This is a genomic window from Clostridium sartagoforme AAU1 (assembly GCF_000401215.1).
GTDB lineage: Bacteria > Bacillota > Clostridia > Clostridiales > Clostridiaceae > Clostridium > Clostridium sartagoforme.
The window spans coordinates 1-25,206 of record NZ_ASRV01000194.1 but is presented as its reverse complement, the minus strand read 5'-3'; the positions used below and the strand labels follow the sequence as shown (position 1 = coordinate 25,206).

Annotated in this window: 35 protein-coding genes; all 35 read left to right on the top strand. The window is 30.4% G+C overall.

Translation table 11 applies throughout. The features are described 5' to 3' along the window. The coding region (locus A500_RS15585; RefSeq protein WP_016208528.1) for an HNH endonuclease signature motif containing protein at window positions 1-370 on the top strand (370 nt) is incomplete at its 5' end. 96 nt (window positions 371-466) lie between these two features. After that, window positions 467-928: a phage terminase small subunit P27 family gene (locus A500_RS15580; RefSeq protein ID WP_016208527.1), complete on the top strand. Its 462-nt coding sequence runs from the start codon at window positions 467-469 to the stop codon at window positions 926-928. After that, window positions 925-2,646, top strand: coding sequence for a terminase large subunit (locus A500_RS15575; RefSeq protein WP_016208526.1), 1,722 nt, complete (start codon window positions 925-927; stop codon window positions 2,644-2,646). The genes A500_RS15580 and A500_RS15575 overlap by 4 nt, the downstream gene beginning before the upstream one ends. A gap of 13 nt (window positions 2,647-2,659) precedes the next feature. Next, entirely contained in the window at window positions 2,660-2,782 is a 123-nt protein-coding gene (locus A500_RS21935) for a hypothetical protein (RefSeq protein WP_341349962.1), read from the top strand. A gap of 32 nt (window positions 2,783-2,814) precedes the next feature. Then, complete coding sequence (locus tag A500_RS15570) at window positions 2,815-3,927, top strand: phage portal protein (RefSeq protein WP_016208525.1); 1,113 nt, start codon at window positions 2,815-2,817, stop codon at window positions 3,925-3,927. Then, a complete protein-coding gene (locus tag A500_RS15565) occupies window positions 3,928-4,644 on the top strand; it encodes a head maturation protease, ClpP-related (RefSeq protein WP_016208524.1) in 717 nt (238 codons plus the stop codon). It begins immediately after the preceding gene. Window positions 4,645-4,682: 38 nt separating this feature from the next. Next, window positions 4,683-5,825, top strand: a complete 1,143-nt coding sequence (locus A500_RS15560; protein WP_016208523.1) for a phage major capsid protein — start codon at window positions 4,683-4,685, stop codon at window positions 5,823-5,825. Between the two features lie 10 nt (window positions 5,826-5,835). After that, window positions 5,836-5,991, top strand: coding sequence for a Rho termination factor N-terminal domain-containing protein (locus tag A500_RS20090; RefSeq protein ID WP_016208522.1), 156 nt, complete (start codon window positions 5,836-5,838; stop codon window positions 5,989-5,991). Window positions 5,992-6,019: 28 nt separating this feature from the next. Beyond that, window positions 6,020-6,298 (top strand): head-tail connector protein, encoded by a 279-nt coding sequence (locus A500_RS15555; protein ID WP_016208521.1) that lies wholly within the window; start codon window positions 6,020-6,022, stop codon window positions 6,296-6,298. Further along, complete coding sequence (locus A500_RS19670; protein ID WP_016208520.1) at window positions 6,295-6,639, top strand: phage head closure protein; 345 nt, start codon at window positions 6,295-6,297, stop codon at window positions 6,637-6,639. The genes A500_RS15555 and A500_RS19670 overlap by 4 nt, the downstream gene beginning before the upstream one ends. Next, window positions 6,629-6,976 carry an HK97-gp10 family putative phage morphogenesis protein gene (locus tag A500_RS15545; protein ID WP_016208519.1) on the top strand — a complete coding sequence of 116 codons (348 nt, stop codon included), beginning with the start codon at window positions 6,629-6,631 and terminating at the stop codon, window positions 6,974-6,976. The genes A500_RS19670 and A500_RS15545 overlap by 11 nt, the downstream gene beginning before the upstream one ends. Further along, window positions 6,976-7,326, top strand: coding sequence for a hypothetical protein (locus A500_RS15540; protein ID WP_016208518.1), 351 nt, complete (start codon window positions 6,976-6,978; stop codon window positions 7,324-7,326). The genes A500_RS15545 and A500_RS15540 overlap by 1 nt, the downstream gene beginning before the upstream one ends. A gap of 2 nt (window positions 7,327-7,328) precedes the next feature. Continuing rightward, complete coding sequence (locus tag A500_RS15535) at window positions 7,329-7,928, top strand: major tail protein (protein ID WP_016208517.1); 600 nt, start codon at window positions 7,329-7,331, stop codon at window positions 7,926-7,928. A gap of 46 nt (window positions 7,929-7,974) precedes the next feature. Continuing rightward, window positions 7,975-8,325 (top strand): hypothetical protein, encoded by a 351-nt coding sequence (locus A500_RS15530; RefSeq protein WP_016208516.1) that lies wholly within the window; start codon window positions 7,975-7,977, stop codon window positions 8,323-8,325. A gap of 68 nt (window positions 8,326-8,393) precedes the next feature. Further along, complete coding sequence (locus A500_RS20510; protein WP_157453678.1) at window positions 8,394-8,573, top strand: hypothetical protein; 180 nt, start codon at window positions 8,394-8,396, stop codon at window positions 8,571-8,573. Between the two features lie 15 nt (window positions 8,574-8,588). Then, window positions 8,589-12,020, top strand: a complete 3,432-nt coding sequence (locus A500_RS19665) for a phage tail tape measure protein (protein WP_016208515.1) — start codon at window positions 8,589-8,591, stop codon at window positions 12,018-12,020. A 3-nt stretch (window positions 12,021-12,023) separates the two neighbouring features. Further along, entirely contained in the window at window positions 12,024-12,719 is a 696-nt protein-coding gene (locus A500_RS15520) for a phage distal tail protein (protein ID WP_016208514.1), read from the top strand. A gap of 13 nt (window positions 12,720-12,732) precedes the next feature. Continuing rightward, entirely contained in the window at window positions 12,733-13,116 is a 384-nt protein-coding gene (locus A500_RS15515; RefSeq protein WP_016208513.1) for a hypothetical protein, read from the top strand. Window positions 13,117-13,149: 33 nt separating this feature from the next. Next, complete coding sequence (locus A500_RS21445) at window positions 13,150-13,305, top strand: hypothetical protein (RefSeq protein ID WP_242835154.1); 156 nt, start codon at window positions 13,150-13,152, stop codon at window positions 13,303-13,305. Next, window positions 13,284-15,200 (top strand): phage tail protein, encoded by a 1,917-nt coding sequence (locus A500_RS19660; protein ID WP_341349963.1) that lies wholly within the window; start codon window positions 13,284-13,286, stop codon window positions 15,198-15,200. The genes A500_RS21445 and A500_RS19660 overlap by 22 nt, the downstream gene beginning before the upstream one ends. A 33-nt stretch (window positions 15,201-15,233) precedes the next feature. Beyond that, on the top strand, window positions 15,234-16,301 hold the full coding sequence (locus A500_RS15505; RefSeq protein WP_016208511.1) for a hypothetical protein: 1,068 nt from the start codon (window positions 15,234-15,236) through the stop codon (window positions 16,299-16,301). A 46-nt stretch (window positions 16,302-16,347) separates the two neighbouring features. Further along, entirely contained in the window at window positions 16,348-19,029 is a 2,682-nt protein-coding gene (locus A500_RS15500) for a gp53-like domain-containing protein (protein ID WP_016208510.1), read from the top strand. Between the two features lie 11 nt (window positions 19,030-19,040). Beyond that, window positions 19,041-19,328: a hypothetical protein gene (locus tag A500_RS15495; RefSeq protein WP_016208509.1), complete on the top strand. Its 288-nt coding sequence runs from the start codon at window positions 19,041-19,043 to the stop codon at window positions 19,326-19,328. A 164-nt stretch (window positions 19,329-19,492) separates the two neighbouring features. Further along, window positions 19,493-19,699: a BhlA/UviB family holin-like peptide gene (locus A500_RS15490; RefSeq protein WP_016208508.1), complete on the top strand. Its 207-nt coding sequence runs from the start codon at window positions 19,493-19,495 to the stop codon at window positions 19,697-19,699. 5 nt (window positions 19,700-19,704) lie between these two features. Continuing rightward, a complete protein-coding gene (locus A500_RS15485) occupies window positions 19,705-19,899 on the top strand; it encodes a hypothetical protein (protein ID WP_016208507.1) in 195 nt (64 codons plus the stop codon). Between the two features lie 70 nt (window positions 19,900-19,969). Further along, complete coding sequence (locus tag A500_RS15480; RefSeq protein WP_016208506.1) at window positions 19,970-20,782, top strand: N-acetylmuramoyl-L-alanine amidase; 813 nt, start codon at window positions 19,970-19,972, stop codon at window positions 20,780-20,782. A gap of 176 nt (window positions 20,783-20,958) precedes the next feature. Beyond that, a complete protein-coding gene (locus A500_RS15475; protein ID WP_016208505.1) occupies window positions 20,959-21,408 on the top strand; it encodes a hypothetical protein in 450 nt (149 codons plus the stop codon). Between the two features lie 58 nt (window positions 21,409-21,466). After that, window positions 21,467-21,907: a helix-turn-helix domain-containing protein gene (locus A500_RS15470; RefSeq protein WP_016208504.1), complete on the top strand. Its 441-nt coding sequence runs from the start codon at window positions 21,467-21,469 to the stop codon at window positions 21,905-21,907. Beyond that, a complete protein-coding gene (locus A500_RS15465; protein ID WP_016208503.1) occupies window positions 21,894-22,355 on the top strand; it encodes an AP2/ERF family transcription factor in 462 nt (153 codons plus the stop codon). Before A500_RS15470 ends, A500_RS15465 begins: the two co-directional genes overlap by 14 nt. Window positions 22,356-22,513: 158 nt before the next feature. Continuing rightward, window positions 22,514-22,666: a hypothetical protein gene (locus tag A500_RS20505; RefSeq protein ID WP_157453677.1), complete on the top strand. Its 153-nt coding sequence runs from the start codon at window positions 22,514-22,516 to the stop codon at window positions 22,664-22,666. 99 nt (window positions 22,667-22,765) lie between these two features. Continuing rightward, a complete protein-coding gene (locus A500_RS15460; RefSeq protein ID WP_016208502.1) occupies window positions 22,766-23,584 on the top strand; it encodes a ParM/StbA family protein in 819 nt (272 codons plus the stop codon). Continuing rightward, the gene (locus A500_RS20500; RefSeq protein WP_157453676.1) at window positions 23,581-23,739 is read left to right on the top strand and encodes a hypothetical protein; all 159 of its coding nucleotides are present in this window, start codon (window positions 23,581-23,583) and stop codon (window positions 23,737-23,739) included. Before A500_RS15460 ends, A500_RS20500 begins: the two co-directional genes overlap by 4 nt. A gap of 282 nt (window positions 23,740-24,021) precedes the next feature. After that, a complete protein-coding gene (locus tag A500_RS15455) occupies window positions 24,022-24,249 on the top strand; it encodes a hypothetical protein (protein WP_016208501.1) in 228 nt (75 codons plus the stop codon). 13 nt (window positions 24,250-24,262) lie between these two features. Continuing rightward, entirely contained in the window at window positions 24,263-24,748 is a 486-nt protein-coding gene (locus tag A500_RS15450) for a hypothetical protein (protein WP_016208500.1), read from the top strand. Between the two features lie 74 nt (window positions 24,749-24,822). Continuing rightward, a complete protein-coding gene (locus A500_RS15445; RefSeq protein ID WP_016208499.1) occupies window positions 24,823-25,116 on the top strand; it encodes a hypothetical protein in 294 nt (97 codons plus the stop codon). Window positions 25,117-25,206: the final 90 nt, after the last annotated feature.

Genomic DNA, 25,206 nt, shown 5'->3' with positions numbered 1-25,206 from the left:
GTTAAAGAAGGTATGTAGATGTGGCAAAGTAATACCTTATAGTATGAAGAGGTGCCTTGAGTGTGAAGTGAAAGTGGAAGAGGAACGTAAACAAAATATAAGATACTATAAGCAAACTACTTATGAAAGAGATAGTAAGTACAATAAGTTTTATAAGAGCAAAGGATGGAACATGGTAAGACAGCTAGCAATAGTAAGGGATCATGCATTATGTAAAGATTGTTTAAATAACAATAAAATAACACCATATAACACAGTACACCACATCATACCGATTAAAGATGATTGGAATAAAAGATTAGATATAAATAACCTTATTTGTTTATGTGAAAGTTGTCACCAAAGGAGACATAATAGCATGAAGGGGTAGGGGGTATCAAGAAAGTATTGAACATTCACTTGGAGAGTGCGAGAGGAGATTCAGTTTAAAAAAACTCCCTAAATGAAAAAATAAGGAGGTGAGGGGGTGGCAAGACCTAGTAAAAGTGTTAAAGTAATGAGTAAAAATTTAACTAAAGAAGAGAAAGACTTAAGATTAGAAACAGAAGAAAAGTTGAAAGGTGGAGCAGATAACATTTCCCCACCAACTCATTTAAACGCAAGACAAAAGAAAATATTTAATTATGTTGTAGATCAACTTAGAGAAAGTAATATACTTGGGAATTTAGACATTTATATTTTATCTCAATTTTCTATAGCAATAGATAGATTGCAACAAATAGAAAAGCTTATAAATAAGGATATAAATAAAATATATGATAAAGATTTAATAAAGGCTAAAAGTGAATATACTAAAGATTTTTTTAGGTGTTGTAATGAATTATCATTAAGTCCACAAAGTAGAGCTAAGCTAGGTAATATAAATATGCAAGCAAAAGAAAGAGATGAAGATGTACTGTTAAAAGTATTGGCTGGTGGTAGTAAATGATATTACTAGATCGTGCTGTTAAATATGCAACAGATGTAGTAGAAGGCAGAGAAATTACTACGTGGGAAGTAAAAAAGCAGTGTGCAATATTTATACAAGATTATTATAAGCGACAATATGAAGATGAATTTGAATTTTATCTAGATGTCAATGAACTCTTAAAGATAAATAATTTATTAAAATTAATGAATTTTGCAACTGGATATTTAGCAAAAAATGAAGTGTTGGAACATTTAGCACCGTTTCAATGCTTTTTTATTGCAAATATATTTGGATGGAGATATAAAAGCAATAAATATAAGTTTAGATATAATGATGTAACACTATTTATAGCTAGAAAAAATGGTAAAACTGCATTAATAGGACTAGTATTTATTTTATTACTGCTTACAGAACAGCAGTATTCAGAGTTTTATTCTATATGTTTAACAAAGGAACTAGCAGCAGAAATTAAAAAGATAATGGAGCAAATTATTAATGCAAGTCCGTTGATAAAAAAACACTTTAATATATCAACTACAAAGACAGGTAGGATTACTTGCAAGTTAACCAATAGTTATTTTGAACCTAGAGTTGCTGAAGCTGGAAAAAACAACTCTGTAAGACCATCAGCATTTGTAAGTGATGAACATGGTAATTTTAGTGAGAGTAGCAACTTTAATGCTATGAAATCTGGACAAAAGAATGTAATAAATCCCTTAGTATTTAGGACTACAACAGCTTATGCTATTAATAATTCTATTATGGAAGAGGATTTAGATTATATTAGAAAAGTATATTCAAGTGGAATTGATAACGAAAGAATGTTTGCTCTTATTTATTATGCTGATAAAGAGAATATATGGAATGATATAGGATTATATCAAGCTAATCCATTAAGGCTAGAAGAAAATTATCAGATAATGCGTGAAGATAGAGACAAAGCTTTAGTTCAAGATAATTTAAAAGAGGAGTTTATAACTAAAACTACTAATGTGTTCATGCAAGAAAATAGTGAAGAGAAATATATTAACTTTGAAGCATGGAGAAAATGTAATGTTAACAATGAGGAACTAGAAGAAAAAGAAGTTATAAACCTAGAAGGTAAGGAGGTTGTTGTTGGAGTTGACCTTTCATTAACAACTGATTTAACCGCAATTTCAATAATGTATAAAGTGGATGATAAGTATTATTTAACATCACATGGATTTTTGCCAGAAGACACACTTACTGAAAGAAGAGAGAAGATAGATTATAGAAGTTTTCAGGAAAAGGGATATTGTACTATAACACCTGGGGCAATAGTTAATTATACAATAGTAGAAGAGCATATAAGAAATATAGAAATTAAATATAAATGCAAAATTAAATGTATTGTATCAGATCCATATAATGCTGTACAAATGATGGAGAGTTTAGCTAAAGATTATGAAGTTATACTTTTAGAACAAACATATCGTAATTTATCTCCTGCAATAAAGCAATTTAGGGATGATGTTTATTCAGGAAAAGTTTTTTATGAAAATAATAAGCTTTTAGACTGGTGCATGAGCAATACTACAACGATAAAGGGAAGAACTACAGGAGATATATTACTAGCTAAAGAAAACAAGAATAAAACAAGGATAGATTTAGTAGTAGCAAGTATTTTTTGTTATAAAGAATTATATTTACAAGGCAATACGATAGACGTAAATAAAACAACAGAAAACTATTTAAAAATGATGGGATGGATGTAAAGGAGGTGAGAAATTGAATGTATTTAGTAGAATTGTAAAAGGAATAAAAAATGCAATTATCCCAGCAACATCAGTAGATATGCAAAGTCAAGAATTGTTAGACTGGCTTGGTATAAGTTCAACACCAAAAAATTAATTAGTGAAGTTACTTATTTCACTTGTTTAAAAATGTTATCAGAAACATTAGGTAAAATGCCCTTAAAGTTTCATCAGGAAACAGAAAAGGGAATACAAAAAGTTAAGTCTAATAAAGCTCACAAGTTATTAAGGACAAGACCTAATAAATTAATGACACCTTCTACATTTTGGGCGACAGTAGAACAGAACAGAAACCACTATGGTAATGCTTATGTTTGGATAAGAAGAAATTTTAAAAAGAGTAAATACGGTGGAAGTTATGAAATACAAGATTTATGGATTATGCCATCTGCAGATGTTCGAGTACTTATAGATGATAAAGGCTGTTTTGGAGCTAAAGGATTATTGTGGTATTCATATACTGATAAATATTCATCAGAGCAATATTTATTTAATAGTGATGATGTAATGCACTTCAAAACATCATATAGTTTTGATGGTATTTTAGGAGTTCCTGTAAGAGAAATTTTGAAAAGTACTCTCGAAGGTGGCTTAGAAAGTCAAAATTTCATGAACAACTTATATAAAAGTGGACTTACTGCTAAAGCTGTACTTGAATATACAGGAGATTTAAATAAAGAAGCAGAAGAAAAACTAGTAGAAGGGTTTGAAAGATTTGCAAATGGTTCTAAAAATTCAGGAAAAATAATCCCTGTACCATTAGGGATGAAGCTAGTACCATTAGACATAAAATTAACTGATAGTCAATTCTTTGAATTAAAGAAATTTAATGCCTTACAGATAGCAGGGGCATTTGGAATTAAACCTAACCAATTAAATGATTATGAAAAAAGTTCTTATTCTAATTCAGAAATGCAACAGTTAAGTTTTTATGTAGATACAGTATTATTTATTTTAAAACAGTATGAGGAGGAACTTAATTACAAATTACTAAGCAATAATGAAGTGGAAGAAGGATTTTTCTTTAAATTTAATGAAAAAGTAATTTTAAGGACAGATAGTAAAACTCAAATGGAAACACTATCAAAGGCTGTTAATAATGGGATTTACACACCTAATGAAGCTAGAGAATATGTTGATAAACCTTCTAAAGAGAGGGGGGATGAGCTTTTTATGAATGGAAACTATATTCCTATAGCTGAAGTAGGGAATCAATATAAAAATAAGAAAGGGGGTGAATAGATGAGTAAAAAGTATTGGGAGTTCAAAAATAAGACTTCAACGGAAGCTGATTTGTATTTATATATACAAATAGCAAGTTGGGGAGGAGGATATGCAGCACATTCGGCACAAAGTTTTAAGCAGGAATTAGACAACTTAGGGGAGATAGATACTCTAAATATTTATATTAATAGTCCAGGAGGAGACGTATTCGAAGGAAATACAATTATGAACATGCTAAAACGTAAAAAATATACTAAAAACGTGTATGTAGATGGTTTAGCGGCTTCAATTGCTTCTGTAATTGCAATGGCAGGAGATAAAATAATCATGCCAAGCAATGCAATGATGATGATTCATAATGCATGGGTGTACACAGCTGGTAATTCGAATGAGTTAAGAAAGCTTGCAGATGATTTGGATAAAGTTAATGCAAGTATAAGGCAAACTTATTTGGATAAAGCAGGAGATAAATTAGATGAAGAAACTATAACGACATTAATGGATAATGAAACATGGTTAACAGCACAAGAGTGTTTTGATTATGGGTTATGTGATGTAGTGGGAGAAGATAAAAGTATTGAAGCTAAGTTTGACTTAAGCTTATTAAATAAGTATAAAAATATTCCAGTTGATTATGTATTAAAACAAGCAACAGCTAAAAATAATAAGCATGAAGAAATAAATAACATAGAAAATGAAAAGAAAGCAATTTTAGAAGAGTTAGAATTAATCTAAGTCTTTTTTTATTGTTTAAATAAGAAAGGTGGATATTAATGAATAAAGAATTAAGAGAATTATTAGGCAAAATTAACGCTAAAAAAGCAGAGGTCAAAAACTTAGTAAATGAAAATAAGGTTGAAGAAGCAAAAGCGGCTAAAGAAGAATTAGTAAATCTTCAAGCTAAGTTTGATGTTTTATACGACTTAGAAGAAGAGGAAGAAGAGGAATTTAACAATAAAATAGAAACTGGAGAAGTAATAGAAGTTACTAATAAGTCTAATGATATAGTGAAGCAATTTGCTGATGCAGCAAGACAAGGATTCAGGATTCAAAACAGTATGTCAAGTGGTTCAGAAGCTGATGGAGGGTATGTAGTGCCTCAAGATATACAAACAAAGATAAATAAGTATAAGGAAGCGAAGAAATCATTAAAGGATCTAGTAGATGTAGAAAAAGTAACAGTACCAAAAGGACAAAGAACATTTAAAAAGAGAGCTCAACAAACTGGTTTTACTAAAGTTGGAGAAGGTGGGAAAATAGGAGCTAAGAATACACCTCAATTTGAAAGACTTAGCTTTGAAATTGAAAAGTATGCAGGTTATTTCCCAGTTACTAATGAACTGTTAAAAGATTCAGACCAATCAATAGTTAATACTTTAGTAGAATGGATAGGTGATGAATCAAGAGTTACTTCAAACAAATTAATTTTGGAAGAAATTAATGCTAAGTTTACACCAGTAGTATTAGCTGGATTGGATGATATTAAGAAAGCTTTAAATGTAACTTTAGGACAAGCATTTAAACCTACTTCAAAAATAGTTACAAATGATGATGGATTACAGTATTTAGACACATTAAAAGATGATAAGGGTAACTATTTATTACAACCTACCCCACAAGATCCAATGCAATTAAGACTATGTGCTGGAGCAACTACTATTCCAGTAGAAATATATCCTAATACCGATATGCCTACAGTAGAAAATAAAATACCTTTTGTTATAGGGGATTTTAAAGAAGCTGTTAAATTCTTTGATAGAGAATTAACTACTATTAAGCAATCAGATGTTGCGGTGATAGGAGAATTAAATGCTTTTGAAGAGGATTTGACTTTATTCAGAGCTATAGAAAGAGAAGATGTAGTAGTAAAAGATAATAAAGCTCTTGTTAATGGTTATATAACAGTTACTCCCTAATATTGCTCCAATGATGTTATCTTTAGATAATGAGGGAGCAGGAGTTGATTATAATTCACTTACTGTAGTTGAGTTAAAATCTATAGCAGAAAATAAGGGAATAAAGGTTACATCAACTATGAAGAAAGCTGATATTATACAAGCTATTTTAGAGAGTGAGATTTAGTTCTTACTCTCTTTTAATGAGGTGGATTATGGATTTACAGGAATTAAAGTTATTTTTAAAGATTGATGATAATGAAGAAGATGAATTGATTGAAGGATTGCAATTAGCAGCGGAAGAATACTTAACAAATGCAGGAATAAAAAAAGATTATAGCAAAGGACTATATAAACTTGCTATAAAAATATTAGTATCACATCATTATGAAAATAGAGCAGTTGAAACTACAGGGAGAAATGTAAGTAAAATAGCTTATGGATTAGATACTATATTAATACAACTTAAATATAGTCAAGGTGATGTTATATGAATATAGGACAATTAAGACATAGAATAGAAATTCAAAGATTAGAAAAAGATCCTGATAATTTTGATAAGGAAGGATTTCCTATTGAAAACTATATAACTATAAAAAAAGCTTGGGCAGATGTTAATGACCTTTATGGTAAAGAGTATTGGAATAGTAAACAAACTATATCTGAAAATATAACAGTTTTCCACACTAGATATTATAAAAATGTTGATAGTGATTGTTTCATTCTTTTTAAGGGCCAAAGATACGAGATAATAGAGCCTCCGGACAATGTTAAATATCTAAATAAAGAGCTTAAAATAAAAGCCAAATTGCAGGTGATTAATAATGGGAATTGAAATTAAAGGTTTTGACGATATTTTCAATGAGCTTGACGATATGAATATTTCTGATAAGAAAAAGAGAAAAGCTCTTAAAGAAAGTTCAGGAATAATAAAGCAAGAAATAGAAGATAATTCACCGAAATATACAGGGAAAATGAAAAAACGTTGGCAGAATAAAATCAAGAGGTTTGATGGAAATTTAGGATTTGAAATAAGAGGAGATACAGTACAAGATATATATAATGAATTTGGATCAAGTAAAAACAAAAAGCATATAGGATTCTTTAGTAAGGCAGTAGATAGAACAGCAGATAAAGCAGTAGATATTATAGTGAAAGAGGTATTAGACTGATGGAAGAATTAATAAGAAGTGTTTTATTTGATGATAGACTAACTAGTTTAGTAGAGAGTAAAATATATCTTTTAAAAGCTCCTGATAATACTTCTACTCCTTACATTGAGTACGAGATACTTGATGAATATGGTTCTATATATGCTGAAAATGAAGAAATATCAACTACTTATAGAATACAAGTAGATATATTTACAAAAACAAGCTATACGTCAATAGTGAAAATTATAAAAAGAATAATGAAAGAAAATGGAATTATAAAAGAGTTTGGGGGTTCTTTGTATGAAGAAAAAACTAAACTCTTTCATTATGTTTTAAGATTCAATTATGAATATGAAAGTGAGGAATAGATATGTCAAAAAAGAAGATAACTACAGGTGTAGAAAAAGGTTATTATGCTCTACTTAATGAAGATGGTGAAGCTCCGACTTATGGAGAAGTTAAATATTTGCCGGGATTAAGGGAAATATCAATAACTCCAAAAGAAGAAGAAGCAACGGTATATGCTGAAAATAGACTATATGACCAAGAAAATAGTTTAGGGGCTATAGATGTTACCTTGGATTTTGCTTCGATAGATACAGTTGATTATGCTGCTTTATTTGGAAAGAAATTAGCAACAACCGGAGGAATAATAGAGAATTCAAATGACCAAGCTCCATATATAGCAATAATGGCAGAAAAAACATTATCTGGTGGAGTCAAAGAATATTTAACCTTATACAAAGGGAAATTAGGAATTCCAGAGGACAAAGCTAAAACAAAGGAAGGGAAAACAGAGTTTCAAACAGTTCCATTAACAGGTGTATTCATGCCGCTTGAAAGCGGATTATGGAAGTATAATGTAAAAACTTCAGATGCTAATTTTGATGCTGAAGCACATAACACAAAGTGGGGAAAACAAGTAATAATACCAACTGCAAAAGAAGAAACACAAGAAGGTGGACAATAATAAAAGTAGTCTTTAAGGCTACTTTTATTGATTTGGAGGTAAGTATATGTTAGTAAATGAAATTAAAACTTACAAGATAGATATAAAAGGCGAAGAAATAGAGTTGAAGTTAGACTTTAATGCATTAATTAAGATGCATAAGGAGTATGGAAATGCCTTTCTATTAATACATTCATTTGTATTTGAAAATGACCTTGAAAAAATGCCAGCAATCTTAAGATGTATGGCAAATAAGGAAATATCAGAGGAAGATATAAAAAATAATATGTTAATAAATATAAAGGCAATAGAAACTTTAAGTAATATAACTCTAAATTTAATTAACGAAGAGTTAAGTGATGTATCAGAATTTAATGATAAATCGGAGGTAAAAAAAAATCTAAAAATAGAGGATTAGAAGGAAAAGAAAAAATAAGGGATTTTAATCTTGATTATTATTATTACATTGCAAGACACCAATTAAATATGTCAGAAGAACAATTTTTAAAATCTACATTGAGGCAGATATTGATTTTAGAAGAGACTCATAACAACTATTTCAAGAATAATTTAAGAGAAGTTATTAGTGAAACTATTAATGTATTTCTTGGAGATTCAGAAGAAGAAAAAGAAATATATGTAGAAAGCTTTTCAGACCTTTTTTAATGAGGAGGTGAAAATTTGAGCGAATCTATAAGAAAAGTAAGTACTATATTCACGATAGACGATAATGAACACAATAAAAAGCTTAAAGAGATAAATTCGCAGTATAAGCTTACTCAAAGTGAAATAAAGCTTGCTGGTGAAAAATTAAATCAGTTTGGAACAAATACAAATGATTTAAAATACAAGCAAGAAGCACTATTAAAGCAAACTGAAAATTTAAGAGATAAAATTAATCTGTATAAAGATAGCATAGAAAAAGCTAGTAATAGAGCAGGAGAAAATAGTAATAAGCTAAAGGAACTAAAAGAAACAAAAGAAATGCTTAATGCTGAATATAAAAAGTCAGCAAAAGCTCATGATGAAGAAGTAAAGAAATTAGAAGAATCCAAAAATAGTTTAGAAGATTGGAAGTCAATGCATGAAGAGGTTGTAAAGCAATATGGCGAAGGAGATGCTAAAGCACAATTATACTTAAGACATGTTGTGGAAAGTGCAAAGGCGGTAAAACAGCAGAGTGGAGCAGTAGAAGAAGCTTCTAAGGTGATGGATGAAAACAAAAAAGCTTTAGATGATTGCAAAGAAGCTTATGAAGAGCAAAAGGCTGTAGTAGATAAAAATGTTAATACAGTTAATAACTATAAAACTAAAATAAATGAAACAGAAGCTCAATTATCAAGAGTACAAGCAGAGTTAAAAAACACAAGTACAGAATTAGACAAACAAAACTCAAAATGGATTCAATCTGGAGAAAACTTAAAAAAAGCAGGTGAAAACTTATCTACTTATGGAGAAAAAGCTAGTAAGCTCGGGAGTACACTTACTAAAACAGTAACATTGCCAGTAATTGCAGCAGGAACAGCCGCAGTTAACGCACAAGTAAAATGGGAAAGTGCATTTGCAGGAGTTAAAAAAACTGTAAATGGAACGACAGAAGAAATTGCGGAACTGGAAAAAGGAATTAAAAACATGACTTTAGTTTTACCAAGTAGTGCAGAGGATATAGCTGCAGTAGCAGAGAGTGCTGGACAATTGGGCATTCAGACTAATAATATATTAGGCTTTACAAAGACTATAATTGATTTAGGAAATGCTACAAATTTGGTAGGAGAAGAAGGAGCTAGTCAATTAGCTAAGTTTGCTAATATAACGCAAATGTCACAAAAGGACTTTGATAGACTAGGTTCTACTATAGTTGCCTTGGGTAATAATTCGGCTACAACAGAGGCTGATATAGTGCAAATGGCTATGCGGTTAGCAGGAGCAGGACATCAGGTGAAAATGACAGAAGCACAGATACTGGGTTTATCAGCTTCTTTATCTAGTGTAGGTATTGAGGCGGAGGCTGGTGGAAGTGCATTTTCAAAAGTAATGGTAGAAATGCAATTAGCTGTAGAAACAGGCAATAAGAAGTTAGAAAAGTTTGCTAAGATATCTGGAATGAGCGTAAGTGAATTTAGTAATGCTTTTAAAAATGATGCTACAACTGCAATAACTGAATTTATAAAAGGACTTTCAACTGCTGAAGAAAGAGGAGAAAGTGCAATAGCTGTTTTAGATGATATGGGAGTTACTGAAGTAAGATTAAGAGATAGTTTATTAAGAGCAGCAGGAGCAGGGGATTTGTTTAATAAAACTATTGCTCTAGGAAGTAAAGCTTGGGAAGAAAACACAGCTCTTACAAATGAAGCAGAGCAAAGGTATGCAACTACAGAAAGTCAAATAAAAATGCTTAAAAATGAAATAGTAGCTATGGGAAGAGAAATAGGGGTAGAGTTATTACCAATAGTAAAAGATGGAATGGTAGTAATAAAAGATTTAATTAAGAAGTTTAATGAGTTAAGTCCAGCAACTAAAGAAAACATAATTAAATTAGCTACTTTGAGTGCTGCAGCTGGGCCTGTAGTTGGAACATTAGGAAAGTTTGCAGAAGGTTTAGGGGGAGTATTAAAAGTAGCTGGAACACTATCAGGGAAATTAGGAACAGCTAAAATAGCAACTGAAACAGTGGGGACAGCAGCAAAAGTAGCTGGTGGAGCTAGTGGAGTTGCAGGATTTGTAAGTTCTTTAGGTAGCGTTGCTATAGCAGCAGCACCTTATGTAGCAGCAGGGGCAGCAATAGCGGGTGCAGGATATGCAATTTATAAAGGACTTAAAGAAGAAGTAATACCAGAGGTTGATTTGTTCGCTGATAAAGTAGAATATACAGCAAGTAGCGTTAGCAATTCAGGAACATCAATGGCAGAAGGTTATGAAACTAGTGTAACAAAAATAAGTGAGTCTACAAAAACAGCAGTTGGAGCATATGTTGAGTTAGACGATTCAGCGAAGAATGAAATGCAAAGTCTGTATCTTAATTCAACTGTAATTTCAGATCAAATAAAGAATGATATGACAAGTAAATTCAATGAAATGAGTACTCAAATTGTATCAGGATATGAAAAACAAAAAACTGATAGTATAGCTCAATTACAAGATATGTTTACTACTCAAAGTACTTTAACAGCAGAGGAGCAGGCTAATATTATCAATAAAACAGGAACATTCTACGAAGATAGAAAAACTCAAACACAGGAATATGAAAATAGCATTAATCAGATAATGAATACAGCAAGTCAAGAAAAAAGAGCATTGACTACAGAAGAAACTCAACAAATAACAGCATTGCAAAATATGATGCGTGAAAATGCAGTAAAAGCATTAAGTGAAAATGAAATAGAAGCACAAGTGATTTTACAAAGAATGAAGGACTATGATACTAGAATAACTGCAGAACAGGCAGCGGAGCATATAGCTAAATTGAATGAAAGTAGAGATAATGCAGTAGCGGCAGCTAATGAAGAATATGAAAAGAGAATAGCAACAATAACAAGACTAAGGGATGAATCAGGGGCAATTAGTTCTGAACAAGCAAATAAGATGATAGAAGATGCAAAAAGGCAAAGAGATGGAATAGTAGAAAAGGCAGAAGATACAAGGTTAAGTGCTATTGAAAAAATGAGACAAATGAATGGAGACTTAGATAGAGAAGTAAATACTCAATCGGGGACTGTATTAACGACTTGGGATAAAATAAAAAGATGGTGGAGCGGTTGGCAACCAGAAACTAAATATATGAAAACAGTTAGTTACACTGAGAGAATGTCAGGAAATATGGTAGGTAATGCATTAGGAACTACTTACTTTCAGGGTGGATTAACACAAATAAATGAAAGAGGCTATGAAGTTGTAGAGCTACCAAGAGGAGCTAAAGTTAAAAATCACTTACAATCAGAAAATATGATAAAAGATACTGCTATTCAAACCGCTAATGCAGTAATAGAAGGCTTAAACTCTATATTAAGTAATGACAAACAAGTTATTTTGACATTGGATGATAGAGTGTTAGGTGAAGCTATGATACCAATAGTCAGTACAGGATTAGCACAAAGTACAAGGGGGAGGAGGTAGCGTATGAATATTGATGGAGTTGATATAAAAAGTTTTGGTGCTATATTAATGGACAAAATAATACAGTCTGCCTCCTTAGAGCAGGTTTATAGTTGGAATAGAAATTCTATAATTCCTATACATTTAGATAGAAAGTTTACTTTTAATATTTTAGAAATTAAATTGTATTTTAAAGGTGTTAACGAAGATGATTTGAAAAGTAAAATAAGCGCTTTTATAAACAAGGCAAAAGAATGTACTATACAATTTGATGATAGTTTTTATTATAAAGGGTTTTTAGAAGGTACTCCGCTTAGTGAAAATACATTGAAAAAAGAAACTAAAAAATTAACAATAAGATTTCTAGCATATCGTTTTAAAGCAGAAGTAACAGAAATAATGAATAGAATAACATCTAAAACTATAAATGTAGCTGGAAACTTAGAAACTCCAGTAATAGTAGAAGTTACTCCTTCTATTGATTTAATAGATTTAACTATTAATGGACTTGATGAAGAGTCCATAGTATTAAAAAACTTAAAAGCCAATAAAAAGATAATTGTTAATGGGGAAGATGGAACAGTTATAGTAGATGGAGCAAATAAGTATGGTGATACAGAAATGTGGAGCTTTCCAAGTTTGAAACCAGGAGTGAATACTATAACAGTAGATAAAAGTAGTGTAGATATAACAATAAAATATAAACCAAGATATATATAAGGAGAGAAGATAAATGAGTAAGATAAAAATAACTAATATAAATATGGTAAATGGATTAAATACACTAGCAGTTTTAGCAGGTGCTAAATTACCTATAAAGATAAGCTATGCAGTAAAGAAAAATATAGAGATAATTGCTAGAGAACTTAAAACATATGATGATGAAAAAGCAATATTGATAGATAGATTCGGTCAGAAAGATGAAGAAGGAAATCTAAAGACAGAAGGCAATAAATGCTTTATTGACGATGTAGAAGGTTTTAACAAAGAGATTACGGAACTCAATAATATAGAAAATGAAGTTGATTTTTATGATATATCTTTAGATTCTCTCTTAAATTCAAATGTAGAACTAACTACAGTAGAATTAACAAGTATTGAATTTTTACTTAAGTAACATTATATAAACTTCTATGAAAGGAGGAATAAATTGTTACAACTATATGATGTAAATAGAAATAAGATAAAAGGCTTAGCAGCATATAAAGATTATTGTATAGAAAGTGCTCTTAAAACTGGAGATAAAACACTTTCTTTTTATATCCAAAAAGACTTGGCAAAGAAATTAAAAATGAGGGATATATAAGAACTAAGACGGATGAATTTGTAATTAAGTCTATAGATAGTTCTGAGGATTGGTTAACTATAAACGCAAGTCTTAATGTAGAAGACTTAGAGGGAGAAGCAAGGGAAAGTTTTACTTGTTTAGAGGAAACTATAAGCAAGTGTTTAGATTTAGCCTTAGCAGGTACTGGATGGACTGCAAATGTTACAGGAGTAACTAAAAAGAGAACTGTAAGAATGACTAACTGTAATAGTTGGGATATTATACAACAAGCTAGAAAGACTTATTTAGTAGAGTATAAATTTGACACTATAAATAAGATTATCTATGTTAAGGAAAAGCAAGGGCAAGATAAAGGAACTTACTTCACAGAGGATTTAAACCTTAGAAAAATTGATATTAATAATGATAGCTATGATTTCTTTACCAGGATTAAGCCTGTTGGGAAAGATGGACTTAAGATTAATGTTAATGGCAAAGACTATTTAGAAAACTATCAGTATTCTACTAAGGTTAAAACTCTTATTTGGAAAGATGAAAGATACACAGTTGCTACTAGTTTATTAGAAGATGCAACAATAAAGTTAAATGAGTTAAGTAAGCCTAGAGTCGCTTATAAAGTAGATATTATTGACTTAGCTAAGTTAAATATTAAGTATAAAAATATATTAGATTATAGTTTAGGAGATACTATCTATCTTGTATCTAAAGAAAATGGAATAAGAGAAAAGCAAAGGATAGTTAAGATAAAAGAATACCCAGACGAGCCTGAAAGAAATACATGTGAAGTTGCTAATACGATTTTAAATTTTGAAGATATTCAAAAGGAGTATCAAGATGCAGTAGATACAGTAAATAATATAACTAGCGACAATGGGACAGTAAGCGAAAATGCTATTGCAAAAGCAGTGGAGAAACTTACAATCAATAAAGTTGAAATGAATAAATTCACAGCTCTTGAAGGGACTGTAGGAAGTTTAACTGTAAATAAATTAAATGTAGATGTTGCTAATATTAAATTCGCTGAGATAGACACAGCTATAGCTAAGAAAATAGAAGTAACAGACTTAACTGCAGGTAATATAAAATTTGAAGTTGCAGAAGGTGGAACTTTAAACCTACAAACTTTACTTTCTAAATTCATTACAGGAGAAAGCGGTCAGTTCTTAAATATTACATCTAGTAATGTAGTAATAGATAATGCCGTAATAAAAGATGCAATGATAGATACAGTAAGTCTAAATAAAGTATTAGCAGGAGATATTTCTACCAATAGGTTTAGAATTGTATCTGATAATGGTGGGATAGAAATTGTAGGAGCAACACAACAATTTAAAGATAGAAATAATAAAGTTAGGATTCAAATGGGACAAGATAACCAAGGGAATTTTAACTTTATTTTGCGTGGGGAAGATGGAACTACTACATTAATAGACCATACTGGAATAAAAGAAAAAGCTATTACAGATGGACTTATTAAAGAAAAAATGGTTGCAGATAATGCGATAGGAAAAGATAAAATAAATTATACTTCATTGATAACAGGATTAAATGAAGGTGACTACGAGCTTATAAAATCTAGTAAAGTTGAACTTGATGAAACGGGTCAAAGTCTTAATATAGCTTTTAATGAACTTAAGACAAATATTAATTATGACGTAGAGATTATAAGTGTTAATGGAAATATATTTAAGAATGGAGAAATTAGCACAAAGCTTATAGCTATAGTTAGAAAAGGTAAGGAAGATATTACAGATACTATAGATGCTAATAGATTCAGATGGACAAGGGTGTCTAATGATAGTGCGGGGGATGTTGCTTGGAACAATGCTCACTTTGGAGGAACTAAAGAAGTTACAATAACTAAAGATGATGTGAATGTACGAGCTACATTTAATTGTGAAATATTAGAGTAATGAGAGATAAATAAAAAGAAAGAAGGAATATAAATGGCAATAGCAACGGGGCAAATAAGTATTATAGATTATAATGACGCATTAACTTTAACGGGATTTATAGGATCTAATCATCCTAAAACACAAATGTATAATCCAGATAACTCAAGTTATACACCTAACTGGGCTGGTGCAAATTTAGTTCTTACCCCTTCACTTTATAAGCTTGGAACAACAACGGATATAATAACAAGCACAGAGGTTACATCTGTAAAATGGTTTGAAGCGGGTTCTTCAACTGCAATAACAACAGCTGGCAATTATGCCTTAAGTGGTACTAAATCTCACATATTAACAGTTAAGGCTAATGTGTTAGCAGGATTACCGGGTAAGGATTGGATATGTGAAGTAACTTATAAAGACCCAACAACTAACTTGGACTTAGTCCACAAGATGAGTATATCTTTTTCAAGAGTTGTAAATGGTGGAGGTATAGCAGATGCTATAGCTTGGTCACCAGATGGTAATGTATTTAAGAACAGTTCTGTAACAAGCTTAAAGGCTCAATGTGACCTTTGGAGGGGTTCGGTAATTGATAATACAAATGTAACCTATCAATGGTATCAGCAAGATTCTAGTGTATCAACAGATCAAGGCGGAGGAATTGGCTGGAGAAAGTTAACAGAAACAGCCAATGTTACAACTGGAGTCACCACTAATACATTGACAGTTTTTTCAGGAGCAGTAAGCAGTTTTGCAACCTTCAAATGTATTATAAAAGATACAGATAGTGCAAGTAATACCTATAATCAAACCTTCGTAGATACTATTTCTTTCATTGATAATAGTGACCCTATTCAAGTTAGTGTAACTAGCACAGGTGGAGATGTATTCAAGAATGGAGTAGGTAGCACAACTCTTACAGCTAAGTTGTTTCAAGCTGGAAATGAGATAGATAGCTCTGGTACTAAGTACACGTATAAGTGGTTTAAGTATGATAAAAATGGCAATCTAGTAAGTAATTTTGGCGGTACTGGAGTTAATTACAAAACTGGCAAAACATTAGCTGTGGGAGATGCAGATGTTGATGTAAAAGCTACATTTTCAGTTGAAGTAGAATAGAGAGGATAAAGCCTTTCTATTTTTTATTTAGAAAGGAGAGTAAAAAATGGCTAAAGCAATAAGTCAATATACAATACGAGATGAAAATGATATAAGTATAGGGACTACTGCTCCAACAGGTTCTGTAAAAGACCAAATGTGGTTAGATACAAGTAAAAACCCTAGCGTATTAAAGAGATATAACGGAAGTAGTTGGGATGTAGTTAATGATTATAGTGGAGTTATAGAAGATGTAGAAGAAAAAATACAAGCAAACACAACAGCAATTACAGTAGCACAAGGACAAATAAGTGGATTGATTTCAGAAAGTTCTATAATTAAAGGTGATGTAACTACTATAAAAAATAATTATACAAGTGTTAAAGCTACAGTTGATGGGATTAATACAACAGTAGCAAGTCATACAACGTCTATAACCAACTTAGGGACTAACGTAACTAATGCACAGAATACAGCTAACAACGCTAACACACTCGCAGACAGTAAGGCTAAAGTATTTACATCTACTCCTACTACCCCTTATAAAATAGGAGATATATGGACAGGTGGACCATCTGGAGAAATAATGAAATGTAAAGTAGCTAGAGCTACTGGTTCTTATGTTGCTGCAGATTGGGAAAAGGCGTCTAAATATACAGATGACACGAAAGCTAATGCAGTAGAAGTAAATCTAAATAATCTTAGTGGAAAAGTAACTACAGTAGAAACTAAGCAAGCTACTTTAGAACAAAATATAGAAGGATTTAAAACAACTGTAAGTAGTACGTATAGTACAAAAACAGAATTAAGCACAGTAGATGGGAAAGTAAGTAGTTTAACTAGTAGAGTGAGCACAGTAGAAAGTTCTATTACTCAATTAAATAATAAAATAGCATTAAAAGTAGAAGCTACAGAGGTTAATAGTATTGTTAATAATGCTGTTGACGATATTGAGGTTGGTGGAAGGAATTATATAAAAGGTGGCAAAGGAGATGTTAAAACTGGATTCTTTTCTAATTTTAATATTGTTGAAAATGGATATGGGGAGCATACTTTAACTTCTAAAAAAAACTATTCATCTGTAGTTATAACAGAAGGTTTTATTTTAGGATGTCGTGATTATAAAGTAGGAAAACAAGTCACTATGTCATATGAAATAATGTATACAAAGTGGGATTTTCCAGTTGGTTCAACCCGTAGCGAATTTTGGATTGGACAAAGATATACTGGGGGTACTCCAACATCTAGTGAAGGGGCTTGGCGAGGAGTAACCCAACACACCTTACCGATTGTGGGGCAAAGTGGCTGTGAACTAAATCAATGGTATCGTGTTGAAAGAACACTAACAATACCTGAACAGGCACATGAGAGTATAGGTAGTACAGGTTCAATTCAATTTTACAATAGCAATGCAGATGTTTCTGCAAGTGTTACATTTAGAATTAGAAATGTCAAGTTAGAATACGGTAACAAGGCTACGGACTGGACACCATCACAAGAAGATACAGACCAATCTATTCAAGCTGTAGATTCTAAAGTAGAAACAGTTAAAAATAATGTAAGTCAATTAACTGTAGATTTAACATCTATAACAGGAAGAGTAAGTAGTACAGAAAGTACAATATCATCACATACAACACAATTAGGAACAGTTGACACTAGAATTAATACAGCTAAAACATCAGCAATTAATACAGCTAGTACAGATGCAACTACAAAGGCTAATAATGCAAAGAGCGGAGCTGTATCAGATGCTAAAAGCTATACAGATGGACAAATAACTACTGTAAACTCAACTATAAATACTAAGGTTGCAGAGATAAAAGCTACTACTGATAGTATAACAAGTAGAGTTTCTAGTACAGAGAGTTCTATAACAACTATAAATGGTAGTGTAAGTGGACTAACAACAAGAGTTAATTCTGTAGAACAAAATATAACAGCAACAGCTATTACAACAACTATATCTTCTGCAATAAATGCTGGAACATCTTCCATATCTACTACACAATTTGTTATGGATAAGAACGGACTTGCTATTAAGAATGGTGCATTAACTATTAAAAATAAGGCAGGAGCAACAGTATTAACTGCAGATACAGATGGAAACTTATTTGTACAAAATACTCTTGCAGTAGGCGGCAATACTAACGGTAATATACAAGTTAAAAATGCTTCTAATGCCAATATATTTACTGTAAGTAAGAATGGAGTTTTCTTAAAAGATGGAACTATGAGAGTTACTTCGGGTAATGTAAATTGGGATGGAATAACATACCCATCAGGTGGAACTAAAGAAATGATTGTTTACTCAAATGGAATAAGCATTAACCAATTAGATTATTCAGGTAGCCAAGAATATATTCATAATGGATATTATTATTCAGACGGATTAAGGTTAGTAGAAGATAATAGAAGAAATGCTGATGGCAGATATTTAGAAACTATTATAAATGCTAGAGGGATATCGACCTTATCTTTAATTTTAAGTGCTTATTCTCAAGATAATACCGGATACACTCCCCTTCCTAATGGATTTATATTGCAATGGGGAAATAATGCAGGATTACAGAGTGGGTGGGGGACTAATTTTAAAATAGGATTTCCGAATGTATGTCTAGCAGTTATTCCGATATGTACTACTCATCAAATTGCTATTAAAGTAGCAAGCAAAACTAAAAATAATTTTGTAATAGACGTTGGAACAACAACTGGAGTTGGTTTAAACTATTTAGCAATAGGATATTAAGGAGATTTAGAATGGATAGTAAATATTTTCTTAGGCTTGAAAATAATAATTTCGGGTTTGTAGTTGAGGGGGTTCATAAAATATTAGATACAGATATATCAATAACTCTTGAGGATTACAATAGATTTTTCGAATTACAAAATCAAGGGAAGCAATTTAGGAGCAAAGAAAATCCAACAGGCAAAGGATTATTTGACTATATAGAAGAATATACATTAGAAGTTATTGAAGTGCCTACTAAACCTACAGAGTTAGAAAGAATTGCAGCTTTAGAAATGGCTTTATTGGAGGTGCTTTAGATGTTTGAATTTTTAAGAATACAATATAAATTAGGCAATATAGATATAGTTTATTTAGATAATATGGTCACTAAAGGACGTATTACAGAGGAAGAAAAGAATTTAATAATTAATCAATAGTAGACCATTAAGGTCTTTTTTTATTACAAGAAAGTGGGTGCAAGATGGATGCTTTAATGCAAGCAGCAATAGGGCAAGGATTAGGATATGCATTATTTGTATTTCTATTAATCTATGTTCTAAAAACAACAGGGGAGAGAGAAAAGAGATACCAGGATCTATTAGATGCAATGGCAAATAAATTTAGTGTTGTTGAAAACATTCAAGAAGATGTTAAAGAAATAAAAATTAAAGTTGAAGAAAGGAAGTGATAAAGATGGAAACATTAAAGAAATTATTACAAATTAAAAAGATAATAGCTTTGATATTAACTATAGTATTTTCAATATTAGCTTTAAAAGGGTTAATAGGATCTACTGAATTTTTAACTATATTTAGTATGGTTATAGCTTTTTATTTTGGACAAAGTTCAACTAGGCAAGCCATAAAAGAAACTAAGGAGCAGGAGTAAATCTTGCTTCTTTATTTTGAACAATAATATATTACTTTTCATAATATAAATTACAAGGAGGCTGGTAAATATGAAAATAGCAGTAAGGGGAGGACACAACTTTCAAGCACCAGGGGCAAGTGGATTAATAGATGAAACAACAGAAGATAGAAAAGTAAAAGATTCCGTAATTAATTATTTAAGACAATTAGGACATGATGTATTAGATGTAACTCCAGGTAACATGGATTCAAATAGTGATTTAGTCTATGGTGTAAGTAAGGCTAATAATTGGGGTGCAGATTTATTTATATCTATTCATTTTAATAAAGCTTATAACAGCTATAATGGAGCAATAGGAACTGAAACATGGGTATATAGTAAGTCAGATAATATTAAGTTAGATGAAGAAATAGCAGCAAGAATAGTAAATGCTATAGCTGGATTAGGCTTTATAAACAGAGGAGTAAAGGAAAGTAATCAGCTATATGAACTAAGGGCAACTAATATGGCGAGCATTATTGTGGAGGTATGTTTTGTAGAAGCTACAGAAGATGTTGCTCTATATAAAAGATTAGGGCCAGATATTATAGGAAAAGTTATAGCGGAAGCAATAAGTAATAAAAAAATAAATAATGCAATCAAGGAGGAAGTAAAAGTGGATTATATAATTCAATATTCAAATTCAACAGATCAAGCTATAGCAGAAATAATGGCTGATAGATTAAACTGTCCAACTATTAATTGTTTAAGGCCATATGCTTTTTACAGCCAATATAAAACAGCAATTGCAGTTGGAGAAGCTAAGAATAAAAGTGGATATACTAATGTAGAGATTAAAGGAAAAGACAGAAAGGAAACATTAGATAAAGCTATAGAATATTGCGAGAAATTAGGAAAGTAGTCATTAAGGTTAGTAGGTAGGAGAAATCTTACTTACTAGCTTTTTTATTTTGCAGAAAAAACAAATTACGATTAAAAGTAAAAATATTTATAAAAAGTATTTACAAATACGTTTAAACGTAGTAAAATTATATCATAAGGTGAAGGAAATTAAAAAATAAATGGAGGTAAGTTAAAATGACTAAGAAAGAATTAATGATAAAGGCTCATAAAATGACAAAGGAAATAAAAGCTCAATATCCAACAGTTGATTATAAATTCCAATTAGGCTTATGTTTAGCTTATCTTCAAGAAGGAGGAAATGAAATGGTAGAATTAAAGGGCAGTGAAAAACAAGTTGCTTGGGCAAACAATATTAGAGAGGTTGTAATGAGTGGAGTAAACGCTTTATTAGCTGAAAGACAACAAGCACACGAAGAAAGAGGAAAGAAAAGAACTTTAAGAATGTTAGAAGAAGCAAAAGCAGCAAAGGAAAAGTTAGAAAATGAAGAAAGTGCTAAATATTATATTGATAACTTTGCTTATGCATTAAAGAAAATGAATGATTACAAATTAGAAAGCGAATTAAGCAAAGTTAATTTAGACTTAGTAATCGGATATGCTGTAAAAGAAACTTTGGGACTATAAGTTAATAGAGTTGCTAGATCTCTTCAAAACTAGCAAATAAAAATGTTGGAGGTCAATAATGAATAAATTAATAGGCATTAGATGGGGAGATTTAAAAGAGGAAACTAAAGAGTTTTTATTAGAGAATTCTACGATTTGGGATGATGTAAAAGACGGAGAGTGTATATATGATTTAACTGAAAATCTATCAGTTATAGGGAGAGTAAATTGTATAAATAAATATGAAGGGGATTATGAATTTATAATTGATGATAATGCCATAATATATAATCCCAAAGATGGCAAAAATTCAGAATCAGATGCTAGAGACAATGTAATATTTGAAATAGATGAAGTAATGACAGTAAATGAAGCTGCGGAATTATGGGGGAAAAGCGAAGGGGCTATAAGGGCAGCTATAAAAGCTGAAAAATTTATACCTGGTATTGACTATAGAAAAGCAGGAAGAATAACGCTAATCACTAGAGAGGCTATGAAGAGAGTGTATGGCAAAATATAAAGATATATCTAATCAAAGGTTTGGGAAATTAACTCCTATAAAGGTTACAGGGAAATATTATAAATGGGTAGTATGGCAGTGTAAATGCGACTGTGGAAACATTGTAGAAGTTCCTTCAAATAGATTGAGGAACGGAGAAAAAAAGAGCTGCGGTTGTTTAAGAGAAGAATATTATGAAAATAGATTAAATAATAATATAAAGAAATATCAAGTAGATGGAACAAATATAGCATATTTAAAAAGCAAGAAATTAAGCAAAGCTAATAAAAGTGGAGTTAGGGGTGTTAGTCAGAAGAAAAACGGTAAGTGGTTAGCACAAATAGTTTTTAAAAGAAAGTCTTATAATTTAGGAACTTATGAAAAGTTTGAAGATGCAGTTAAAGCTAGAAAAGAAGCAGAAGAAAAATTGCATAAAGAATTTTTAAAGGAGATAAAGCACTTAGGGTAATTCCAAGTGCTTTTTATATTATAGGCAATATTAACATTATTAAAGCTATAATACTTAATTTAATAGCTAAATCTATTTTAATAAATTCTCTTTTCATACAATCACCTCATTTTAATTATTACCTATATATGGTAATATATACCTATAGGAGGGATTTTATGGCAAAAAAGATAGGTATAAGCTTTAAAGATAATAATTTAGAAAATGAAATATACAATTTTTTAAAAGAAAAATCAAAATTACTTGGAGAGAGTGCATATATAAAGCAATTATTATTAGAAAAGATGCAAGAAGAAGCTACTAAAAAATAGTAGCTTTATTTTTTTTACTTTTTTTCTTCCAACAGGAAACTTTTTGAGATAACGAGCATAAATATATATCAAGTAGAAGAAAAGAAAGGAAATGATTTAATGATTTTAGGAGTAGATTTAGGAAATTATTACACTAAAAGCAGTAAAGGGGTTAGTTTTCTATCAAAGGTATCTTGTGATGGTGGAATAGAAAATAAGGATTTTATAACAGTAGAAAATAAAAAGATTTACTTAGGGGAGGGAGAATTTGATACAGAGTATAGAAAGGCATATAGAGAAAACATATTATACTTACTTCAAGGAGCTATAGATAAAAGCACAACAGATAAAAGAAATAAGGTTGTAGTTGGATTACCTTTAAGTCAGTACAAGGAAGATAAAGAGTATCTCATAAATAGAATTATACTGAGTAAGTTAGTAGATGATGTTGATGTACTACCAGAAGGAGTCATGGCTGTACCTAATGATTATCAAGGAATACTAATTGATATAGGTGGAAGGACTACTGATATTTGTTTATTAATTATAGAAGGAAATAAAAGAAGAATAAGACAACCTATTAGTTTACCATTAGGAATTCAAAATTTAGAGAATAATTTTATAAATAGCATTAACAGCACTTACGGACTAGATCTCAAAGTAGAAGATTCTAATAGAATATTAGCCAACGGTTTATTTATATACGGAGAACGAAAAAAAGTTAACCTAGATAGCTTTAAAGAGTTTGTAGAGAATATTGTTAGAAGAGTGCAAGTTGATTATTCTTTAAAGACTAATGATGTAGTACTAATAGGTGGTGGTGCAGAGAAACTTTATAAACCATTTAAAAATAGAATACCACAAGCTTATCTAGTTAAAAATTCATTTATGGCTAATGCAATAGCCTATGGAGAATATGCAAAGGAGATATTTAGATGAAGAAGATAGGTATAAGTTTTAAAGATACTGAAATTGAATTATATGAGTTTGTAAAAGGGAAACTTTCTCCAAGCATTTATATAAAAGAGTTAATTAAAAAAGATATGGAAAATAAAGAAACCAATAAAAAAGATAAGATAGAATTTGATTTTTAATAAAAAATAAGCCTAAATCTAATGGGCTAGAGTTAGGCTAATGGAAACTTCTAATAGAAGTATATTCAGGTACTTTTAAAAAGTTGCATGATTTAGTTATAAATTAACAATTATTTTAGAAATTAACGATAAAAATCCTAAAGTTATTAGAAAATAACCAAAACCTATAAGAAATTTACTGAATAAATCATTATTTTGGGTATTCATATTGTTCTCCTTATTAAGTGAGTTTGTATTTTAAGTATATCCAAAAAACGAAAAAAATATTAGGAGGAATTGAAAATGTTAAATTGGTTAAATGGTATCTGGCAAAACATATATTCATGGACAACTTCAGGAATAGGCATAGGTATTGCAGCTACAGGAATTATTGTCAAGGAAGTTGCTATAGTTGTTATTATGCTTGGAATATTACTATGGATGGTTAAATATACTAAGGTTTTCAGGTGGGGAACTCTTAGCTATTTGATTGGCCTAGCTTTAGAAATTTTAGGATCATTAATGATGTAGTAAGGAGATTAGAATGGAAATAAGTATTATAAATAAAGATGGTGAAGTTATATTCGATAAAAAAATAAGAAGATATAAGGATTATATAGAAGATTTAAAAAATAAAGTTCCTGATGAAGATAAATTGAGAAAAATGGAGTATAAGTTTTTGAATTTAGTTAAGAAAGATAAAATGGTAGCAAGTTATTATAAGATAGCAACTGGAGTAGGATTAAGTATATTAACCAATAGTACTTATGTATATGCAGATACATTAGGAGGATTTAGTAATAAATTAAAAGTTATAGTAAGCCCTATTACAGAATTACTAGCTGGTTTAGGTTATCCAGTAACATATATGATGATTATAACAGGCTTTATAATGATAATAATGGGGAAAAAGTCTAAAGGATTAGAAGTAATTAAATGGGCTTGTATAGGGTATATAGGATTACAATTCGTACCTTTTTTGCTTGGACTATTAGAAATGATAGGTGTAGAACTTAGAAAATCACTTTAAGAGTAAGCTCTACCTTAATTGGTAGAGTTGATAGTACATAATATATAATCAATTATTAGGGGGAGTTATGGAGTATGAAAGGATTAAAAATAATTCCGCATAGTACTTTAAAGAATGATAATATCAAGGATTTAGTAAAGGCATTGTATAAACCTAAGCCTTACACAGAGAGATATAATTTTACTTGTATAGATAAGTTTATGGAAGAAGGGAAACCAATAAATTTAAAAAATCTTGTAAGAAAAGATATTGTAAAAAAATTATTAGAATCTAAAGAAGATACAGATTTATTAATACTACAAAACAATTTTATTTATGAAATAGAAATGACTTCTAAAAATATTGAATTTAGGATATTAGTCGTATAACTTCGTATAATGTATGCTATACGAAGTTATTACGAAAAAGATAAGATAGAATTTGATTTTTAATAAAAAAATAAAGACCTAAATCTAATA